This is a genomic window from Autumnicola aciditolerans (genome assembly GCF_041679265.1).
Taxonomy (GTDB): Bacteria; Bacteroidota; Bacteroidia; order Flavobacteriales; family Flavobacteriaceae; genus Autumnicola.
Window position 1 is genome coordinate 134368 of record NZ_JBGFSM010000010.1, and the last position, 16720, is coordinate 151087.

At 40.6% G+C, this 16720-nt stretch carries 15 protein-coding genes and 1 pseudogene; 7 read left to right on the forward strand and 9 right to left on the reverse strand.

Features of this window, described 5'->3' with window-relative positions; translation table 11 throughout:
• From AB8M93_RS12450 to AB8M93_RS12475, 6 genes are all read right to left on the reverse strand, one after another.
• Complete coding sequence (locus AB8M93_RS12450) at positions 1 to 3150, reverse strand: efflux RND transporter permease subunit (protein ID WP_373058127.1); 3150 nt, start codon at positions 3148 to 3150, stop codon at positions 1 to 3.
• A gap of 22 nt (positions 3151 to 3172) precedes the next feature.
• On the reverse strand, positions 3173 to 4294 hold the full coding sequence (locus AB8M93_RS12455; RefSeq protein WP_373058129.1) for an efflux RND transporter periplasmic adaptor subunit: 1122 nt from the start codon (positions 4292 to 4294) through the stop codon (positions 3173 to 3175).
• 26 nt (positions 4295 to 4320) lie between these two features.
• Positions 4321 to 4806: a GbsR/MarR family transcriptional regulator gene (locus AB8M93_RS12460; RefSeq protein ID WP_373058131.1), complete on the reverse strand. Its 486-nt coding sequence runs from the start codon at positions 4804 to 4806 to the stop codon at positions 4321 to 4323.
• A gap of 87 nt (positions 4807 to 4893) precedes the next feature.
• Entirely contained in the window at positions 4894 to 5727 is an 834-nt protein-coding gene (locus AB8M93_RS12465) for a phospholipase A (RefSeq protein ID WP_373058133.1), read from the reverse strand.
• A 173-nt stretch (positions 5728 to 5900) separates the two neighbouring features.
• Positions 5901 to 6086 (reverse strand): hypothetical protein, encoded by a 186-nt coding sequence (locus AB8M93_RS12470; protein WP_373058135.1) that lies wholly within the window; start codon positions 6084 to 6086, stop codon positions 5901 to 5903.
• Between the two features lie 85 nt (positions 6087 to 6171).
• Complete coding sequence (locus AB8M93_RS12475) at positions 6172 to 7239, reverse strand: isoaspartyl peptidase/L-asparaginase family protein (RefSeq protein ID WP_373058137.1); 1068 nt, start codon at positions 7237 to 7239, stop codon at positions 6172 to 6174.
• A 587-nt stretch (positions 7240 to 7826) separates the two neighbouring features.
• Here AB8M93_RS12475 and AB8M93_RS12480 point away from each other — a divergent pair.
• The 3 genes from AB8M93_RS12480 to AB8M93_RS12490 all read left to right on the forward strand — a co-directional run bounded on the left by AB8M93_RS12480 (position 7827) and on the right by AB8M93_RS12490 (position 10521).
• Positions 7827 to 8369 (forward strand): 3-hydroxyanthranilate 3,4-dioxygenase, encoded by a 543-nt coding sequence (locus tag AB8M93_RS12480; protein WP_373058139.1) that lies wholly within the window; start codon positions 7827 to 7829, stop codon positions 8367 to 8369.
• A 53-nt stretch (positions 8370 to 8422) separates the two neighbouring features.
• On the forward strand, positions 8423 to 9976 hold the full coding sequence (gene amaB, locus AB8M93_RS12485; RefSeq protein WP_373058141.1) for an L-piperidine-6-carboxylate dehydrogenase: 1554 nt from the start codon (positions 8423 to 8425) through the stop codon (positions 9974 to 9976).
• Between the two features lie 239 nt (positions 9977 to 10215).
• Positions 10216 to 10521: a hypothetical protein gene (locus tag AB8M93_RS12490; protein WP_373058143.1), complete on the forward strand. Its 306-nt coding sequence runs from the start codon at positions 10216 to 10218 to the stop codon at positions 10519 to 10521.
• Positions 10522 to 10743: 222 nt separating this feature from the next.
• Here the strand turns inward: AB8M93_RS12490 and AB8M93_RS12495 are convergent, their stop codons facing one another.
• The gene (locus tag AB8M93_RS12495; protein WP_373058145.1) at positions 10744 to 12414 is read right to left on the reverse strand and encodes a DUF1186 domain-containing protein; all 1671 of its coding nucleotides are present in this window, start codon (positions 12412 to 12414) and stop codon (positions 10744 to 10746) included.
• A 174-nt stretch (positions 12415 to 12588) separates the two neighbouring features.
• Here AB8M93_RS12495 and AB8M93_RS12500 point away from each other — a divergent pair, with 174 nt between their 5' ends.
• Both AB8M93_RS12500 and AB8M93_RS12505 read left to right on the forward strand, forming a co-directional pair.
• Entirely contained in the window at positions 12589 to 13098 is a 510-nt protein-coding gene (locus AB8M93_RS12500) for a cupin domain-containing protein (protein ID WP_373058147.1), read from the forward strand.
• A gap of 97 nt (positions 13099 to 13195) precedes the next feature.
• Positions 13196 to 13519 (forward strand): annotated as a pseudogene (locus AB8M93_RS12505) (YkvA family protein); the annotation flags it as partial.
• A 251-nt stretch (positions 13520 to 13770) separates the two neighbouring features.
• On the opposite strand, the gene AB8M93_RS12510 reads toward AB8M93_RS12505, so the two are convergent.
• Both AB8M93_RS12510 and AB8M93_RS12515 read right to left on the reverse strand, forming a co-directional pair.
• Positions 13771 to 14073, reverse strand: coding sequence for an antibiotic biosynthesis monooxygenase (locus AB8M93_RS12510; protein WP_373058149.1), 303 nt, complete (start codon positions 14071 to 14073; stop codon positions 13771 to 13773).
• A 41-nt stretch (positions 14074 to 14114) separates the two neighbouring features.
• Positions 14115 to 14663, reverse strand: a complete 549-nt coding sequence (locus AB8M93_RS12515; protein ID WP_373058151.1) for a DUF3575 domain-containing protein — start codon at positions 14661 to 14663, stop codon at positions 14115 to 14117.
• 292 nt (positions 14664 to 14955) lie between these two features.
• Here AB8M93_RS12515 and hflX point away from each other — a divergent pair, with 292 nt between their 5' ends.
• The gene (gene hflX, locus AB8M93_RS12520; protein ID WP_373058153.1) at positions 14956 to 16179 is read left to right on the forward strand and encodes a GTPase HflX; all 1224 of its coding nucleotides are present in this window, start codon (positions 14956 to 14958) and stop codon (positions 16177 to 16179) included.
• Between the two features lie 135 nt (positions 16180 to 16314).
• Positions 16315 to 16620 carry a hypothetical protein gene (locus AB8M93_RS12525; protein WP_373058155.1) on the forward strand — a complete coding sequence of 102 codons (306 nt, stop codon included), beginning with the start codon at positions 16315 to 16317 and terminating at the stop codon, positions 16618 to 16620.
• Positions 16621 to 16720 lie beyond the last annotated feature (100 nt).

Here is a 16720-nt window from a genome sequence, read left to right on the forward strand (position 1 = left end):
TTAAGATTCTAAATTCTTCTCATTCGTGTGTGCATCGGGGGCGGGTTTAGAACTTACCTTTTCCTGCAGCCATTCAAAAAGCATAAATAGGATAGGGATAACAAAAACCCCGGTAAGGGTACCAATTAACAAGCCTCCGGCGGCACCAGTCCCTATACTGCGGTTACCAGCGGCTCCCACTCCGGTGGCCAGCACCAGGGGCATCAGCCCAAGGATAAAGGCGAAAGAAGTCATTAAAATAGGTCTTAATCGCGCTTTGGCCCCATCAATCGCGGCATCTACAATAGATTCTCCGCTCCTTCTGCGTTGTATGGCAAATTCCACAATTAGAATCGCATTTTTCGCCAATAAACCCAGCAGCATAATTAAAGCGATCTGAAAGTAAATGTTATTTTGAAGTCCTGCGAATTTGGTGGTGATGTAGGCTCCAAAAACTCCCAGCGGCAGGGAAAGCAATACTGCAAAAGGCAATAAATAACTTTCGTACTGCGCCGCAAGCAGGAAGTACACAAAAAGGATGGATAACATGAAAATAGTAGTGGTTTGGCTACCGGCATTCACTTCTTCCCGCGTAAGGCCGGAGTAGGCAATATCATACTGGTCTGACAGGGTTTCAGAAGTTGCTTCCACGGCATTTATGGCATCCCCGGTACTAAAACCAGGATTTACCGCACCCGTAACTTTGGTAGAGTTAAACAGGTTAAATCGTGTTACCGATTGTGGTCCGTAAACCCTCTTAAGGTTCACAAATTGCGTAATAGGCGTCATCTCTCCACTTTCTGTTCTTACAAACAGTTTATTAAGATCTTCCTTATTGGCGCGATCCTGGGGCAATGCCTGCACATATACCCGATACTGTTTACCAAATCTGGCAAAATCTGCCGCATAAACACCGCCAATATACCCCTGCAGGGTAGAGAAAATTTCTCTTATGGAAACTCCTTTTTCCTTCGCCTGCGGAACATTAAGCTCAATTTCGTATTGAGGGTAATGGGTATTAAAAGAAGATTGCGCGTACTGAATTTCAGGACGTTGTGATAATTTCTGAATAAACTCCTGATTGGCTTCATCCAGGTCTTCAAAACTTCCGCCGGAGCGATCCAATAGATTTACTTCAAAGCCTGAAGAGTTCCCAAAACCAGGTATACTTGGAGGGGCAAAGAAGATGATATTTGCTCCAGGTATTGTTGATGCGATTCCAAATAGTTTCTGGGTAATGGCTTCTACAGACTGATCATCCTCCCTCTCATCCCAATCATTAAGTTTAATAAAGCCAAGACCATAATTGCTCCCGGCACCACTTAATAAACTTCTCCCATCAATAACAGACATTCCTTCCACGCCAGGCAAATCCTTGACTTTATTATAGAGTTCCATATTCACCTCATGGGTACGGTCTACAGAAGCGCCTGCGGGCAATTCCACGTTCACAAAGATCAGCCCCCGGTCCTCATCAGGGACAAAACCGGTAGGGACCGTGGAGGAAGACCACCAGATTCCGGCCACTGCTAAAATTAATATTACTGCGGTTATCCATTTATTTCGGTATAAAAAGTTCACCGATCTTCCATACCTGCTAACCGCGGCTTTGAAACCGCGGTTAAATCCATTAAAGAAACGTTGCAGAAAGTTTTTTCTTGGTTTGTTTTTTTCCTCATGGCTTTTAAGGAAAAGGGCGCAAAGAGCAGGACTAAGCGTTAGGGCATTTACGGCAGAGATAAATATGGCTACAATAAGAGTTATTCCAAACTGTTCGTAAAATACCCCGGTGGGGCCTTGCACAAATGTAACGGGAATAAATACTGCCGCCATTACCAGGGTAATGGAAATAATTGCCCCGGAGATTTCATGCATGGCATCTACTGTGGCATTTTTAACATTATTGGCCCCTTCATCTATTTTGGAATGAACGGCCTCAACTACCACAATAGCATCATCTACCACAATACCAATTGCCAGTACGAGTGCAAAAAGGGTTAAGAGGTTTATGGAATACCCAAACAAATTCAGGAAGAAAAAAGTCCCAATAATGGAAACGGGTACGGCAATAGCAGGGATTAAGGTAGACCTGAAATCCTGAAGGAAAATAAATACTACTATAAAAACCAGAACAAAGGCTTCTATTAAAGTATGAACCACTTTACTAATAGAAGCGTTTAGAAAGTTGTTGGTATCGTAAGGGATGTAAATTTCGATGCCTTCGGGCAATTCATTTTCAATTTCATCCAGGCGATCTTTAATGGTCTGGATAATTTCCCTCGCATTAGATCCTTTAGTTTGGAAGATCCCCATGTTTACCGCTGGATATCCTTTTGTAGTGGAACCACCACTATAGGATTGTGCGTCCAGTTCAATTTTTGCCACATCTTTTAGCCGGAGATAGTCCCCGTTGCCGAGTGCTTTTATAACAATATCACTGTATTGTTCTTCGGTTTTATACCGCCCGCTGTACTTGATCACGTAAGAAAAGGCTTCTCCGTTATTTTCTCCCAGGGAACCTGCAGCGGCTTCAAGGCTTTGCTCATTTAATGAAGCAATAACATCTGAAGGCACCAGGTTATAGGCAGCCAGTTTATCTGGCTGCAGCCAGATGCGCATGGAATAATCTTTACCTCCAAATACATTTACATTCCCAACACCATTCACCCTTTGAATTTCCGGGATCACGTTAATCTTCAGGTAATTTTGAATAAATGTGTCGTCATAGTCCGGATTGGTACTGTAAAAAGAAAGGAACATGAGCGCACTGGTTTGCTGTTTTTGCGTGGTGACACCGGTTTGCTTAACTTCCTGAGGCAGGAGGGGGTTAGCCCTGGCCACACGGTTTTGGACGTTCACGGCTGCAATATCGGGATCTACCTCCTGGTCAAAGAACACGGTAATTTCAGCAGTACCGTTATTAGTGGCGGTAGAAGTTAAATACGTCATCCCTTCTACCCCGTTAATTTGTTCTTCAATGGGAATAATAACACTTTCCAGGACTGTCTCGGCATTTGCCCCGGGATAGGACGTGGAAACAGAAATAGTTGGTGGTGCAATATCGGGATATTGGGTAATGGGTAAATTAAGCATTCCCAGAACTCCCAGGATCACCAATATAATGGAAACAACTGTAGAGAGTACAGGTCTTTCTATGAATGTTTTTAGCATAATTTTTCTTTTTCGTCAGCGATTATCTGAATACAGTCTCGATTGGTTTGGCCACGCTGTCAAAAGCAGTTGGCTGGGGTTCTATAGATGCGTTTGCAGTAAGTTTTCCGGCTCCGCTGGCTACAATACTGTCACCTGCTTTTACGCCAGATGCCACTATATATAAATTATCTACAGTGGCCTTAACTTCCAGCCTGGTGGAAGAAACGGTATGGTCGCTGTTCAATTTATAAACAAGCACAGAACCCTGTTGTTCATAAGTAGATTGCTGTGGCACCACCACGGCATTCTCATAGGTTTGCGGTATAAGCACTGTCCCACTGTTGCCATTGGTAAGAATCCGGGAAGGATTGTCAAATTTTGCCCTGAAAGAGATTGCCCCTGTATTATTATTAATCTGGGAATTAATGGTTTCAATTTTTCCTTCCTGCTCATAAATGCTGCCATTGGCAAGGCGTAATTTCACTTTTGGCAAAGAATCTATCTTCTGCTGGATATCCTGCCCGTTTTGTTCCTGTATAAAATCAAGATAATCTGTTTCGTTCATAGAGAAATAGGCATACACCTGGCTAATATCGCTTACCGTAGTTAAAGGCTGTTCACTGGTGGGGCTTACCAATGCACCTTCGCGAAGCCGTATGGAACCCACATAACCATCAACCGGGCTTTTAATATTGGCATAACCAATATTTGCCGCAATAGAATTGTACTGGCTTTTAGCCTGCTGCAATTGGGCATTGGCGGTTTCCAGCTGCACCTCACTAATGATATCTTTCTCCACTAGCGGCTTTAGCTTGTTTACTTCTACCTGTGCGGCGTTTACGTTGGCTTTGGCAGCCTCGGCCTCCTGGTTTAAGGACTGGGTTTCCAGTTTAAAAAGGAGCTGGCCTTTTTTTACTTTTTCGCCTTCATCCACCAGTACATCTGTTATGTAGCCAGATACCTTTGCCCGTACCTCACTATTAACAATCCCTTCTATACTTGCCGGATAGGTGGAATATGAAGTAAGCGTTTTTTGGGGCACTTCAATTACGGGATAGGGCATTGGCCCCTGTGCCTGCTGTTGTGCATCCTGGTTATCACCACAGGAAATAATGCTTAAAAGCCCGGCGGCAACAATTATATATTTAAATAGGTCTTTCATTTTTAGCAGAAATTGATTTTGATGTGTTATTTGTTTTTTTGTTTTTCAGCCATTTTGTTAATGGTGTTCCTAATATTTTGTTCCTGGTTTAGCAGGTAATCTTTGAAAAGCAAGGAAGTGGTACCGGTTTTTTCGAATTTCTCTTTATTGTAGGTAGCATTAAAATTGGTGATTTTATCCACCAGTTCTATTTCTTCAGTAATATTTTCCAGGTAAGCTTCCAGTGTGGTTTTAAGGTACTGCCGGTTGGCCCTGAAGTATCTTTTACGATCTCCGGATTTGGTAAAATAATCTACTTTTTTAAGCTGAAGAAGAAGATTAAGCTGGGTAGAAACGGAGCTTTTACTGGCCTCGGTAATGGTCATGATCTCTTCAAAAGTATTCCCATCTACAGGAGATAAAACCATTATGGCATAAATTCTTGCAGCCAGCGGTGCCAACTGGTGCACCCTTTCAAAGTGCACCCCTATTTCTTCAATTAATTTGCGTTTTTCCGGTGAACAACAGTTCATAATTAGATAGCTTCTGAAATTAGAAGCCGCAAAGATAATATCGGTTCGGAACAAACCGAACCTAATGAACTTAAAGTATTGTTAATTCTATTTGGATGAAAATTCGAAGAAGTTGAGATTGTTAGATCTTATTACATATCCAATCCTTATCATGCTTCTTATCTCCTTAAAACTAATCAGGCTCTCCCCATAGCCGTTGTACCATTCCAGCATTAAGTACTGATTAGACATTTTGAACAGATTGTAAAAAAGCTGGGCTCTTATAGATCCGTACCAGTCTTTTAAGCCTTTTTGAAGCTGAACATCAAGAATCCATTTTTCCGGCTGTAACTGGTAAGAAATATTTACTTCTCCCAGGCCCAAATAATCAAGGATTTCAGGATTATCTTTTTTATACATAAATGGGAACCATCCTTTTATCCTAACCGTGGTGCGGGGATTAAGCGCAGCTTCAAAACTTAAGGAAAGCCTGTTCCAGCTCCTGGAATAAATACTGTCCCGGCCGTTAGATTCATGTTCATACTGCAGGTATCCCATAGCCATTAATTTTTCGTCTTTATTGTAAATGGGCTTACCCAAACCAATGCCTGGATTAAAATTGATTTCCTGGAATGGGCTGGACTTGGCATACACATTCCAAAAGGCGGTTTGGGTATATGTAAGAAATAAATAAGAGTCCCAGGGAAGGGTTTTACGGGTTAGCAGTTGTTTAAAACTAATCTGGTATTTTACATCTGCGGTTTGTTTAGAAATACCTTCATTTACAGGAACCCCGGTAATAAAATAATTATTTTTATGAATGGAAAAAGAAGGAATGCTGGCTATGGTATCATCAATCTGTGCTCTTGTTAATTCCTGGCTATGGCTAAAGGGAATCAGAAAAACACATAGAATTATGGTTAGAAGAATCCGTTGTTTCATGAAAATCAGGATTTTTATACTTCTAAAAGTAAAAGCTACTTTTTGAAAAGGCTATTTTCCAGGCCTAATTCTATGTTAAAGATGTCCGACTAAGAAATCGATTTTACTCTATACTCCCTACGAAAAAAGGAATCCTCCAAATTTCCATTTTTTGAGTAAAGTCCTAAATATTGTTACCGAGCAGGTTTAAATTTACCTAAAGATACTGCTAAGAGCAAGAGTGCAATTCCTATTCCCATTAACAAGCCCTGTAAAAAATCTGGTAATTCAATATAATGTGAAAGGATTTGTGATAGCGCAATTATAAACATTCCTGAAGAAATCAGGGTCAGGGATTTTGGTTTTGTTATTTTGCTCATAATACTATTTATAAGATGAGTAATAAAATTATGGTGATTGTTACAAAGTTTCCGCTTTTATATCATTTAACAGGGGAAAAGAAAATTATTCTCCATAAATCCCAATTTCCAGCTCCCCGTTTTTGTTCATTTTCGCCCGGTACATGCCGGCAGTATTAAATTCCATAGCCACGTTCCCCTCATGGTCTATGGCAATTATTCCACCGTTTCCGCCTAATTCGGGATTTTTTTCCTGGATCACCTTGCTCGCTGCTTCCTGTAAATTTAAGCCTTTGTATTCCATAAGTGCTGAAATATCATAAGCCACCACGCCACGTATAAAAAACTCCCCCCAACCGGTACCGGATACCGCGCAGGTTTTATTGTTGGCATAAGTACCCGCGCCAATAATTGGAGAATCCCCTATGCGGTTATATTTTTTGTTGGTCATGCCACCTGTAGAAGTGCCTGCAGCAAGATTTCCATTTTTGTCCAGCGCGGCGCAACCTACCGTTCCAAATTTGGAATCTTTAATATAGGGATCGTAGAATGCCATTTTGTTACCGGCCTCTGCTTTTTCCTTTTCTTTTACCCGTTGCAGGCTCCGGAACCTGTTTTGGGTATAGAAGTAAGAAGGGTCAACAATTTCCAGGCCCTGTTCTTTAGCGAAACGTTCTGCGCCTTTCCCCGCCAGGAGCACGTGTTCTGAATGCACCATAACTTCGTAGGCCAGGTCTATGGGATTTTTAACTATAGAAACTCCCGCCACCGCGCCGGCATTCAGGGTTTTGCCATCCATTATGGAAGCGTCCAGCTCATTGGTTTCTTCATTGGTAAAAACCGCACCTTTGCCGGAGTTGAAAAGCGGCGAGTTTTCCATCACATTTATGGTTTTTCGCACCGCCTCTACGGCAGTACCGCCATTTGCCAGGATTTTATGCCCGGTTCTTATCGCTTCCTCAAGTTTTTCGCGATAGGCCTGCTCCAGGGAATCGGTCATATTTTCTTTTAAAATCGTGCCCGCGCCGCCGTGAATTACAATTCCGAAATTGGGAATAGAATCATTGGCGGTTTTTTCTGAATTTACTTCGGAAGGCTTTGTTGCTTCGGAAGAGGAATTTTGGTTACAGGCTAAAAAAAGACAAAAGGTGAAGAGCAGGACGAGTTTTTTCATATTGAGTTTTTTTGTTAGTAGCTGAAATTTGGAAATTTCAGGATAGCGGGAAAGTTAGTGAAAAAGGGAGTTAATTGCGAATTGTGAATGGTGAATAGTAAATAGGTTTATGTCCCTGATATAGGTTGACCATAAAAGCCAAATTCTATATAACATCAAAAAGCAGGTGTAAAGTGAAAAAGCTTAATAGTTATAAGAAGCATGTTAAAGCTGAAATGCTACTGCGGGAAGGCTTCTGGCTTAGAGCTTAAAGCCATCTAAACCAAGAGTTTTTGAAGTATGAAGAGAGAAATGAAAACTATGAAAAATTTCTTCTGCGGAAATCTGCGTGTTCTGCGGGAGAGGTTAGAGAAAAGCGTATTAAGCTTAAAATGGTAAAGCTTACAGCCTATAGCCTTAAGCTATAAAAATTCTTTGCTACCCAAATTTTGCGCCAGCGATTGTAGCGTAAAGCCCGCAGCCGCTTTTTTGCGGCGCGTACTTGCAGCGGAAAGCGCGGTGTCCCGCAGGCGCCATAAGCATTATTGGCCTGGATAATGAATTTCTTATTGGGATTGCTTAATTTTAGGGAACAAAAAATATCAAAAATGGCTATAAAAAAACCTTTTAACCTAAATAATTGGCTGGATGAAAACCGTGATACCTTAAAGCCGCCGGTGGGGAATAAGAATTTATATAAAGAATCTGGCGATTACATTGTGATGGTGGTGGCGGGCCCGAATGCCCGTAAAGACTATCATTATAACGAAACCGAAGAGCTTTTTTATCAGCTGGAAGGGAATATTGAGGTGCATGTGCAGGAAAACGGTGAAAAAAAAACCATGCAGTTAGGCCCGGGAGACATGTACCTGCATCCTGCAAAAGTGCCGCATTCGCCGGTGCGCAAAGAGGGTTCCATAGGCCTGGTAGTGGAGCGGAAACGCATAAATGAAGGAGGGAATGACGGACTTTTATGGTTTTGCGATAATTGTAATCATAAATTGTACGAAGTTTATTTCCCGTTAAATGATATTGAAAAAGACTTTTTAAAGCATTTTAAACACTTTTATGAAAGCAGGGAATTGCGTACCTGTGATCATTGCGGGGAAGTAATGCCGGTGGACCGCCGTTTTGTTGCTGAAGAGGAATAACGGCTGAAATTTTCATATTTTCGACCTGCATTAAATTAAAATACCACACAAAAATGAACAAAATAGCTGAACAATTTGGGATTTCCCAGGCGCTTAAGGAACTGGGGCTTTCTGAGAATAATAATGGAACTTCTACCGGCGAGGACTGGTTTGGCGGTGGGGAAGAAATCGCCTCTTACTCGCCGGTTGACGGCGAGCTGATAGGTAAAGTTAAAGCCACCACCAAAGAAGATTACAAAAAGGTAATTACCATGGCAGAGGCGGGATTTAAGGAATGGCGTACATGGCCATCACCAAGGCGCGGCGAAGTGCTACGCCAGTTTAACGATGAGCTGCGAAGGCTGAAGGAGCCGCTGGGAAAACTGGTTTCTTACGAAATGGGGAAATCTTACCAGGAAGGTTTGGGGGAAGTCCAGGAAATGATAGATATCTGTGATTTTGCGGTAGGGCTGTCGCGACAATTACATGGCTTTACCATGCATAGCGAGCGGCCCGGGCACAGGATGTACGAGCAATATCACCCGCTGGGTGTTGTTGGAGTGATCTCTGCTTTTAACTTTCCTGTGGCGGTTTGGAGCTGGAATACCGCGCTGGCATGGGTTTGTGGTGATGCCTGCATCTGGAAAGGATCTGAAAAAACTCCGCTCACTTCTGTTGCCTGCCAGAACATTGCGGCAAGGGTTTTTAAAGAAAACGGAGTGCCGGCGGGAATTTCTTCCCTTATTACGGGAGATGCTAAAGTTGGAGAATTTATAACAAAAGATGAACGGGTGCCGTTGGTTTCGGCTACCGGTTCCATAAGAATGGGGAAAATAGTGGCCCAGGCAGTGGCGGCGAGATTAGGGAAATCTTTACTGGAACTTGGGGGCAACAATGCGATTATTGTAACTCCCGATGCCAACATTAAAAATACCGTGATAGGGGCCGTTTTTGGAGCGGTGGGAACCTGCGGGCAACGTTGTACTTCTACCCGAAGGCTTATTGTTCATGAAGAGGTTTATGAGAAGGTAAAAGACGCCATTGTGAATGCTTATAAACAAATACGAATTGGAAATCCGCTGGATGAAAAAAACCATGTGGGGCCTTTAATAGATAAAGATGCCGTAAAAAACTACCAACGGGCTTTAGAAAAAGTGGTGGAAGAAGGAGGGACTATTCTCGTGGAAGGCGGAGTACTGGAAGGAGAAGGATACGAAAGCGGCTGCTACGTAAAGCCTGCCATTGCCGAGGCCAGAAATGAATTTAAAATCGTTCAGCAGGAAACTTTCGCTCCGGTGCTTTACCTGCTGAAATATACCGGCGACCTGGAAAATGCCATCGCCATCCAGAATGGGGTGAAACAAGGGCTTTCTTCAGCAATTATGACCAATAATTTAAGAGAGGCAGAAAGATTCCTTTCTGTAGAAGGTTCAGATTGCGGGATTGCCAATGTGAATATAGGAACCTCGGGCGCTGAAATTGGCGGTGCTTTTGGTGGAGAGAAAGAAACCGGCGGCGGCCGGGAATCGGGTTCTGATGCCTGGAAAGTTTATATGCGAAGGCAAACCAATACCATAAATTACACTACCGAATTGCCCCTGGCGCAGGGAATTAAATTTGACTTGTAGCTGTTAGTAATGAGTACTGAGTAATTAGTATTGAGTATAAGTATTGAGAAATGGGATAAAACCTTCTTGTTTAAAGAAGCGTGTAACTGCAGGCGTTTGGGTGAAAAATGTAGCTTAATTATATGGAATAGAATTCACTTGCCAAATTTTATCTAGGCGCAAAAGTTTATTATTTAATAAGCTTTACAAATAAATTTCTTAACTTAAGGAAATCTATTCCTTTTAAGAAATTACTAAAGATGTCTGTGGACAGAGGGGTTAAAAGCCTTCACGAACATAACAAATCATTACTATATTCTAACCGTCCAAAGTTTAAAGAGGATATTAGAGAAAATATCTACATAGATAAAGTTAGAAATGATGGTTTAAACTATGAAAAAATTAAGGAGAGCGAATTAAAGAAAGTCCTGGCTCAAATAAAGATGAAGGCAAAGAGGGAGTTTATTAAAGAACTTAAGATACTAGGTATTTCCATAATAATCACCTTAATATTTCTCTTCTACCTTAAAAGCTATCTGGACCAATGTTTTACAATTTCGAGTTAAAGTAGAAGAAATTATGTAAAGCTTGAATCCTGTAAAATTGTAGCCAGACTATCGCGGCAGGTAAAAAATATTACCAATGGCGGGCTTTGCAAAAAAGGCTAAACAGGTTTCAGTAACACGTCTCTAAATGCGTATTTAAGAATCAGCGCAACCTGTAGTTCTGCTATGCCGCTTTTTTGGTGAAACCTCGATTAATGAGTGCCTTCTAATTTAAAGGAATTTTTACTTTTTATTCATGCAGCATTTCTTGTATTTTTTACCACTTCCGCAGGGGCATGGATCATTGCGGCCCGGCTCTTTTTCTTTGCGCAAAGGTTCATTTCGGTAGTAAAAATCGTCGTTATCTTCATCAGAATCATTAAGAAAGAAATCATCCTCATCATCTTCGTAAAAATTGAAGTCATTATTCAATAGATCCATTGCTTCAGCATCAAGATCTAAATCTTCAAATTCTTTTTTGAGATAATTCTCATAGTCCTCTTTCCATATTTGGTATTTCTCAAAAATATCGGCTTTGGCAAATTTTAAGCCAATTGTCTTGAAATTGGGCTGCTGGATATGCTCTTCAACTTTTTCAAAATTCCCATTAACATCCAGTGCAACCAGGTCCTGCTTATAAAGTTGTTCAATTTCAGGCAAAAGTTCTTTGAAGCCGGCTTCCATGCAATCTGAAATGACGAGCGCATAGGCGGTGGAATCGGCGTAATTTACATCGGTGTCTTTTTTAATGTAAAAATGTAAAAGATCCCTGTATTTTTGCAGGATTTGATTCTTTAACTCGGGCTTTTGAGACAAGAGCGTTATTATAGCTTCAGAAATATGAGATTTGGCAAAACTGTAAAGGTTAGGGAGTTTTAAAAAATTAAAAAGCTCTTCCATATGGCTTTCACCCATTTCGAGTACCACAGCTTTTACAACCTCATTAATGAGATCGCCAAACCAGATTTCAATAAAATCTGCATCCTGTTTTAAAAGCTCTAAAAAACTTTCCAGGCTCTCCTCCGCCTTTAATTCTACGAGTAACAAAGTGGCGTGAATAGGGAAGAGCTGAAAATCTTCCCCGTCATAATTTTCTTCAAAATAATCGTGGCGCACAATGCTGTCTTGCAGCACTTTTTGTAAATCTTCTATAAGCGGTTTTCGCTCAAGTTCAAGAATTTTTTCCAGTTTGTGTTTTGGGAAATCATAATCCTCTTCATAAAGCCATTCCATTTGCAGGGGGAAATGAAAAGAAGGCGGCATGGTTGTTTGTATTTCCGATCGCGTGTTTGGTACCACGGGAACACGATTAGATTGTTCTGCCTTTCTTTCAGCCGCTTTAATATAGATATGGTGCGTGTAACGTTCTTCTGCCTGCTTTGTTTTAACATGATCTGGAGCAACTTCTTTCATTGCTGCTAAGCGTATTTCTGCCTGCTCTATATCGTCCTGGTATAAAAAGTACAAAACAGCCAGCTGGTAAAACCCAATAAATTCTTCAATATGAAACGCTTCGCGATGCGGATAGAGCGCTTTTAATTCTAAGGTTTCTCCTAAAACTTCCGGCATCCTTTCATATTCTTCATTTTCAAAATATTCTGCGGCAAGGTTCAGTTTTCCAAAAAGGTAATCCGGGTGCTCTTTTACCAGCCAGCGGTTGGCCTTAAACGCCTGGCCTGTTTCTCCTCTTTTTTGATGTACGGTGGCTAAAAGATTCTTAAAAACCGGCACTTTTGGATATTGCTCTATAAGGCGCGGGAGTTTTTTAAGGAGATATTTGCGACCCTTAAAAACATCTGTATGTATTTCTTCAAGTATTGCTCTAACCTTATCTGAAAGGTGATTTTGTTCATCCAGAAGATGTGGATCGTTTGAAATTTTATAATTGCTTAATTGGTAGTGCAGGTCTTTCATAATTCATTCTATTCTGAAGTAAATGTAGGATATAGGATTAAAATTTTAAAATAATAAGGCATAGATAAATGAAAGGCCTTAGAGTTTCCGGAATCTTCAAAAGCCTTTTATATTTGATGAGCATATCTACCTGAAAATTTGCTTTTACTTACAAACGGATTATTAATTTACGCAATGAAAAATACCAGAGAAGCCAGGGAAATCATAAAGAAATTAGATTTAAAGCCTCATCCTGAAGGTGGATATTTTCGTGAAACCTACAGGAGCAAAGAAGAAATTGAAGAAGCTCATTTGCCCGGCTTTGATAGTAAGAGGAATTTTTCGACCTGTATTTATTTCCTGCTGACATCCAGTACTTTTTCAGCATTTCATAAAATTAAGCAGGATGAAATATGGCACTTTTACGATGGTGCCCCAATACGCCTGCACCTCATTTCAGAAGAAGGAGAACATTCAGAAGTTATAATTGGCAAAAATTTCTCTGCGGGAGAGGTGCCGCAGTTTGTAGTGCCCGGGGGCTATTGGTTTGCGGCCACAGTAGCTGAAGAAGATTCTTACACCCTGGTGGGTTGTACGGTTTCTCCCGGATTTGATTTTGAAGATTTTATATTAGGTGAAAGGAAAGAGTTACAGAAAAAATTTCCGCAACACCATAAGCTCATTTCACATTTAACGCATTCTTAAGAATGTTATAGGGCAACATTCACAATGGTGCAATCTTATTCTATAATAAAATTGCTATTTTAGAATTTGTAACAGAACTTAATAAATCCACTAAGACATGAGCATATTTTCTAAAGAAAAAGCCGAAGAAGCGCATAACAAAAATCAGAGTGAATTCCAGGAAGAAGATCTTGATAAAATTCAGGAAAAAGAAGAAAAAATAAAATCCAAGTTTGAGAGCAAAGGAAAGCTCAGCAGGTATGTAGATGATGTTAGGATCTTATTTTCACTGTTAAGAGATTATGCCAATGGCAGTTATCGCGAGATCCCCTGGAATATTATCGCTTCTATAGGCGGAGCTTTACTTTATGTGCTTTCTCCTATTGATCTTATACCAGATTTTATTCCCGTTATAGGCTATTTGGATGACGCGGCAGTGATTGCTTTTTGCCTTAATTTAATTGAAAAGGATCTTGCTGCCTACAAGGTCTGGAAGGATGCTGCGGCATCATAGCTATTTCCTGGCAAATTGCTTTTATAGGTAAAACTGCCAGTTGAAATACTCTGATTGAAGGGAAAAAGTTTTTATAAAGTGAGCCTGAGAATTTCAAAGATACGTCCCAATGTGGGAATAAGAAGTATAAAAAACCGGAAGCTGAAGATTGTTTCCGGTTTTTCTATCTTCATTATTTCTTAATAATTTACATTTTCATAGTGCCGCACTTCTTTATCAAAGTCCAGCATCATATTTTGTGCTTTTTCGGCAACTACGGCCACTTCAATATTTACTCCAGCAAAAGCTTTAATAGCTTCCATAGAAGCCCAATTGGAGATAAAGACAAATTCTACACCATTCTCTAATTTTCTCTTTTTAATACCTGCTCCTAGAAAACCATCCAGTTTTTCCAGGTGCGGGATTACTTCCCCGGTGAGATAGCTGAGGTAATTTTCTGTTTCTTCAGGTTTTAAAAGTCCTGTCCAGTGCCTGGAGATCATCGTTTAAATTTTTACTGAAAATTATTCTTCTGATGGTATGTTTAGAAACGATATCCCACACTTAAGCCGGCATTCACTTCTATGGCTGAAAAACGGTCTTTCACTTCATTGCTGAAGTTACGGCCCAGATTTGCAAATGGGCCTATTACAAAAGTGTCGTTAAAATTCCATTTATAACCGCCACCAATACCAATAATAAAGGCAGACATATCTGTGGTTCGTTTTACATCTTCACCGTCTACACTCACGATTTCAGAAAATTCCCCGGTGCGTAATTTCGCAAAAGGATTCGCATATAAGCCTGAACCGGAATTCTCTGTTCCAAAATAAAAATTGTAGCCAATCTTAAAACTATTGGTTTTAAAATTACGGGAACCTTTCTCTGATTGATAATTCATACGGTCATTTAACAACAAACCAAAATCTATAGACTGGTTGTTGTCCATAAATAATTCGTAACCCAGCTCTACCGAAGCAATAGCAATGGTATTTGCGATATTAAGCTTTACTTCATTTTGTGGAAAATCTATTTGTGCAGCGGCATTTTGAATGCTGAAAACCCCCAAAAGGAGCAGGATGATCTTTTTCATAGAATTATTATTTTTCCGTATAAATGTAGGAAAAATGTGCCTTAATAACAGGGTTTTCATAGAAATCAATAAATACTGGCTTCTTTGAAAGGGTTTCCTTGATAATCGCTGATGCTTATTGTTGAGCCCAAAGAAGTAATCATTTATGATAATGCTCCCGCCTAATATTTTGAAAGGAGAGAAATAAAGATGTAGTTCTGCAGCCCATATTACTTAAGTACTCCCGGTATTTTAAGAATTATTTATTTGGAACAAAAATCTTAATTCTTCCCTATTATGTAACTTTGCGTTTATGATTGAAAAAACCGATTTACAATACGAAAAGACAGTTCTTATAGGGATAGTTACCAAAGAACAGGGCGAAGAAAAGCTGGAGGAATATCTTGATGAGCTGGAATTCCTTACTTATACGGCCGGGGGCGAAGTGTTGAAGCGCTTCACGCAAAAGATGGACCGTCCAGATCCCAAAACCTTTATCGGTTCAGGAAAGATGAATGATGTAAGACAGTTTGTGGAGGAAAATGAAATTGGTACGGCCATTTTTGATGATGAACTTTCTCCCGCACAGCAAAAAAATATAGAGAAAATCCTGAAGTGTAAGGTGCTGGACAGGACCAATCTTATCCTGGATATCTTTGCACAAAGGGCACAAACCAGTTACGCCAGGACACAGGTGGAACTTGCCCAATACGAATATTTGCTGCCCAGGCTCGCGGGAATGTGGACGCACCTTGAGCGCCAGCGTGGAGGTATCGGGATGAGGGGCCCCGGGGAAACAGAAATAGAAACTGACCGCCGAATTGTGCGCGATAAAGTTGCCCTTCTCAAGAAGAAGATTGCCACCATAGACAAGCAAATGGAGGTGCAGCGCGGCAACAGGGGCCAGTTGGTAAGAGTGGCCTTGGTGGGATACACCAATGTGGGCAAATCTACCTTGATGAATGTGATTAGTAAAAGCGAGGTTTTTGCTGAAAATAAACTTTTCGCGACACTGGATACCACCGTGCGCAAAGTGGTGATACGCAATTTGCCATTTTTGCTCACAGATACGGTTGGATTTATTCGCAAACTGCCCACACAGCTTGTAGAATCTTTTAAAGGAACCCTAGATGAGGTGCGCGAAGCAGACCTATTGCTGCATGTTGTGGATATTTCTCATGCTAATTTTGAAGAACATATAGATTCTGTTAACCAGATCCTGGATGAAATCAAAAGTGCTGATAAGCCTACCATAATGGTATTCAATAAAATTGACCAGTATGAGCCGGAGGTAATCGCAGAAGATGACCTTGTTACTGAAAAAACTTCGGCACATAATACCCTGGCCGATTGGAAAAGAACCTGGATGAACAGGTTGGGAGACGATGTTTTGTTTATTTCAGCCTTAGAAAAAGAAAATATGGAACACTTCAGAAAAAAGGTTTACGAGGCGGTGCGAAAAATTCATATTACCAGGTTTCCTTACAACAATTTTCTTTACCCGGAATATGATACCTATGGGAATGAGCAGGAATAAATTTGCATATTCATCAGGATATACCATTAAATCATAGAAAACACCAAAACTTCCTTAAAATCAGCTACTTTAACACAATATTGGTATAACCAGGTCTTGAAAATACTATTTTGATGGTGAACCAAAATTTACATTATGAAAAAGAATTTTCTAAAAATAGCATTATTGGCCTTGTTAACTCTACCAGTTTATTCCTGCGGAGATGAGAAGGGCGATAAGCTTGAAGACCAGCTGGAAGAACGGTCTGATGCGCTGGAAGATAGAGCAGATAATCTTGAAGATGCTTCAGATGATCTTGGCGAGGCAGGTGATGATATTGAAGATGCCCTGGATAATTTCAGGGACGCGTTAGAGGAAGTGGAAGATCCGCAGGTGCGGGAAGAAATCAGGAATGAAGTGAACAAAATGATTGATGATATGAATATGAAATCTGCTGAGTAGTAGGGAGAGATAACAGCATAAGCGAAGCTGTCTCATTAATTTGAGGCAGCTTTTTTCATTATTAGTTCTTAACTTTTGATTATCTGGAGGTTTTTTATTA

What these genes read in the sequence shown, in the direction of transcription:
- AB8M93_RS12450 (WP_373058127.1), bottom strand. Translation starts at nt 3,150, where the DNA reads ATGCTAAAAACATTCATAGAAAGACCTGTACTCTCTACAGTTGTTTCC.
- AB8M93_RS12455 (WP_373058129.1), bottom strand. Translation starts at nt 4,294, where the DNA reads ATGAAAGACCTATTTAAATATATAATTGTTGCCGCCGGGCTTTTAAGC.
- AB8M93_RS12460 (WP_373058131.1), bottom strand. Translation starts at nt 4,806, where the DNA reads ATGAACTGTTGTTCACCGGAAAAACGCAAATTAATTGAAGAAATAGGG.
- AB8M93_RS12465 (WP_373058133.1), bottom strand. Translation starts at nt 5,727, where the DNA reads ATGAAACAACGGATTCTTCTAACCATAATTCTATGTGTTTTTCTGATT.
- AB8M93_RS12470 (WP_373058135.1), bottom strand. Translation starts at nt 6,086, where the DNA reads ATGAGCAAAATAACAAAACCAAAATCCCTGACCCTGATTTCTTCAGGA.
- AB8M93_RS12475 (WP_373058137.1), bottom strand. Translation starts at nt 7,239, where the DNA reads ATGAAAAAACTCGTCCTGCTCTTCACCTTTTGTCTTTTTTTAGCCTGT.
- AB8M93_RS12480 (WP_373058139.1), top strand. Translation starts at nt 7,827, where the DNA reads ATGGCTATAAAAAAACCTTTTAACCTAAATAATTGGCTGGATGAAAAC.
- amaB (WP_373058141.1), top strand. Translation starts at nt 8,423, where the DNA reads ATGAACAAAATAGCTGAACAATTTGGGATTTCCCAGGCGCTTAAGGAA.
- AB8M93_RS12490 (WP_373058143.1), top strand. Translation starts at nt 10,216, where the DNA reads ATGTCTGTGGACAGAGGGGTTAAAAGCCTTCACGAACATAACAAATCA.
- AB8M93_RS12495 (WP_373058145.1), bottom strand. Translation starts at nt 12,414, where the DNA reads ATGAAAGACCTGCACTACCAATTAAGCAATTATAAAATTTCAAACGAT.
- AB8M93_RS12500 (WP_373058147.1), top strand. Translation starts at nt 12,589, where the DNA reads ATGAAAAATACCAGAGAAGCCAGGGAAATCATAAAGAAATTAGATTTA.
- AB8M93_RS12510 (WP_373058149.1), bottom strand. Translation starts at nt 14,073, where the DNA reads ATGATCTCCAGGCACTGGACAGGACTTTTAAAACCTGAAGAAACAGAA.
- AB8M93_RS12515 (WP_373058151.1), bottom strand. Translation starts at nt 14,663, where the DNA reads ATGAAAAAGATCATCCTGCTCCTTTTGGGGGTTTTCAGCATTCAAAAT.
- hflX (WP_373058153.1), top strand. Translation starts at nt 14,956, where the DNA reads ATGATTGAAAAAACCGATTTACAATACGAAAAGACAGTTCTTATAGGG.
- AB8M93_RS12525 (WP_373058155.1), top strand. Translation starts at nt 16,315, where the DNA reads ATGAAAAAGAATTTTCTAAAAATAGCATTATTGGCCTTGTTAACTCTA.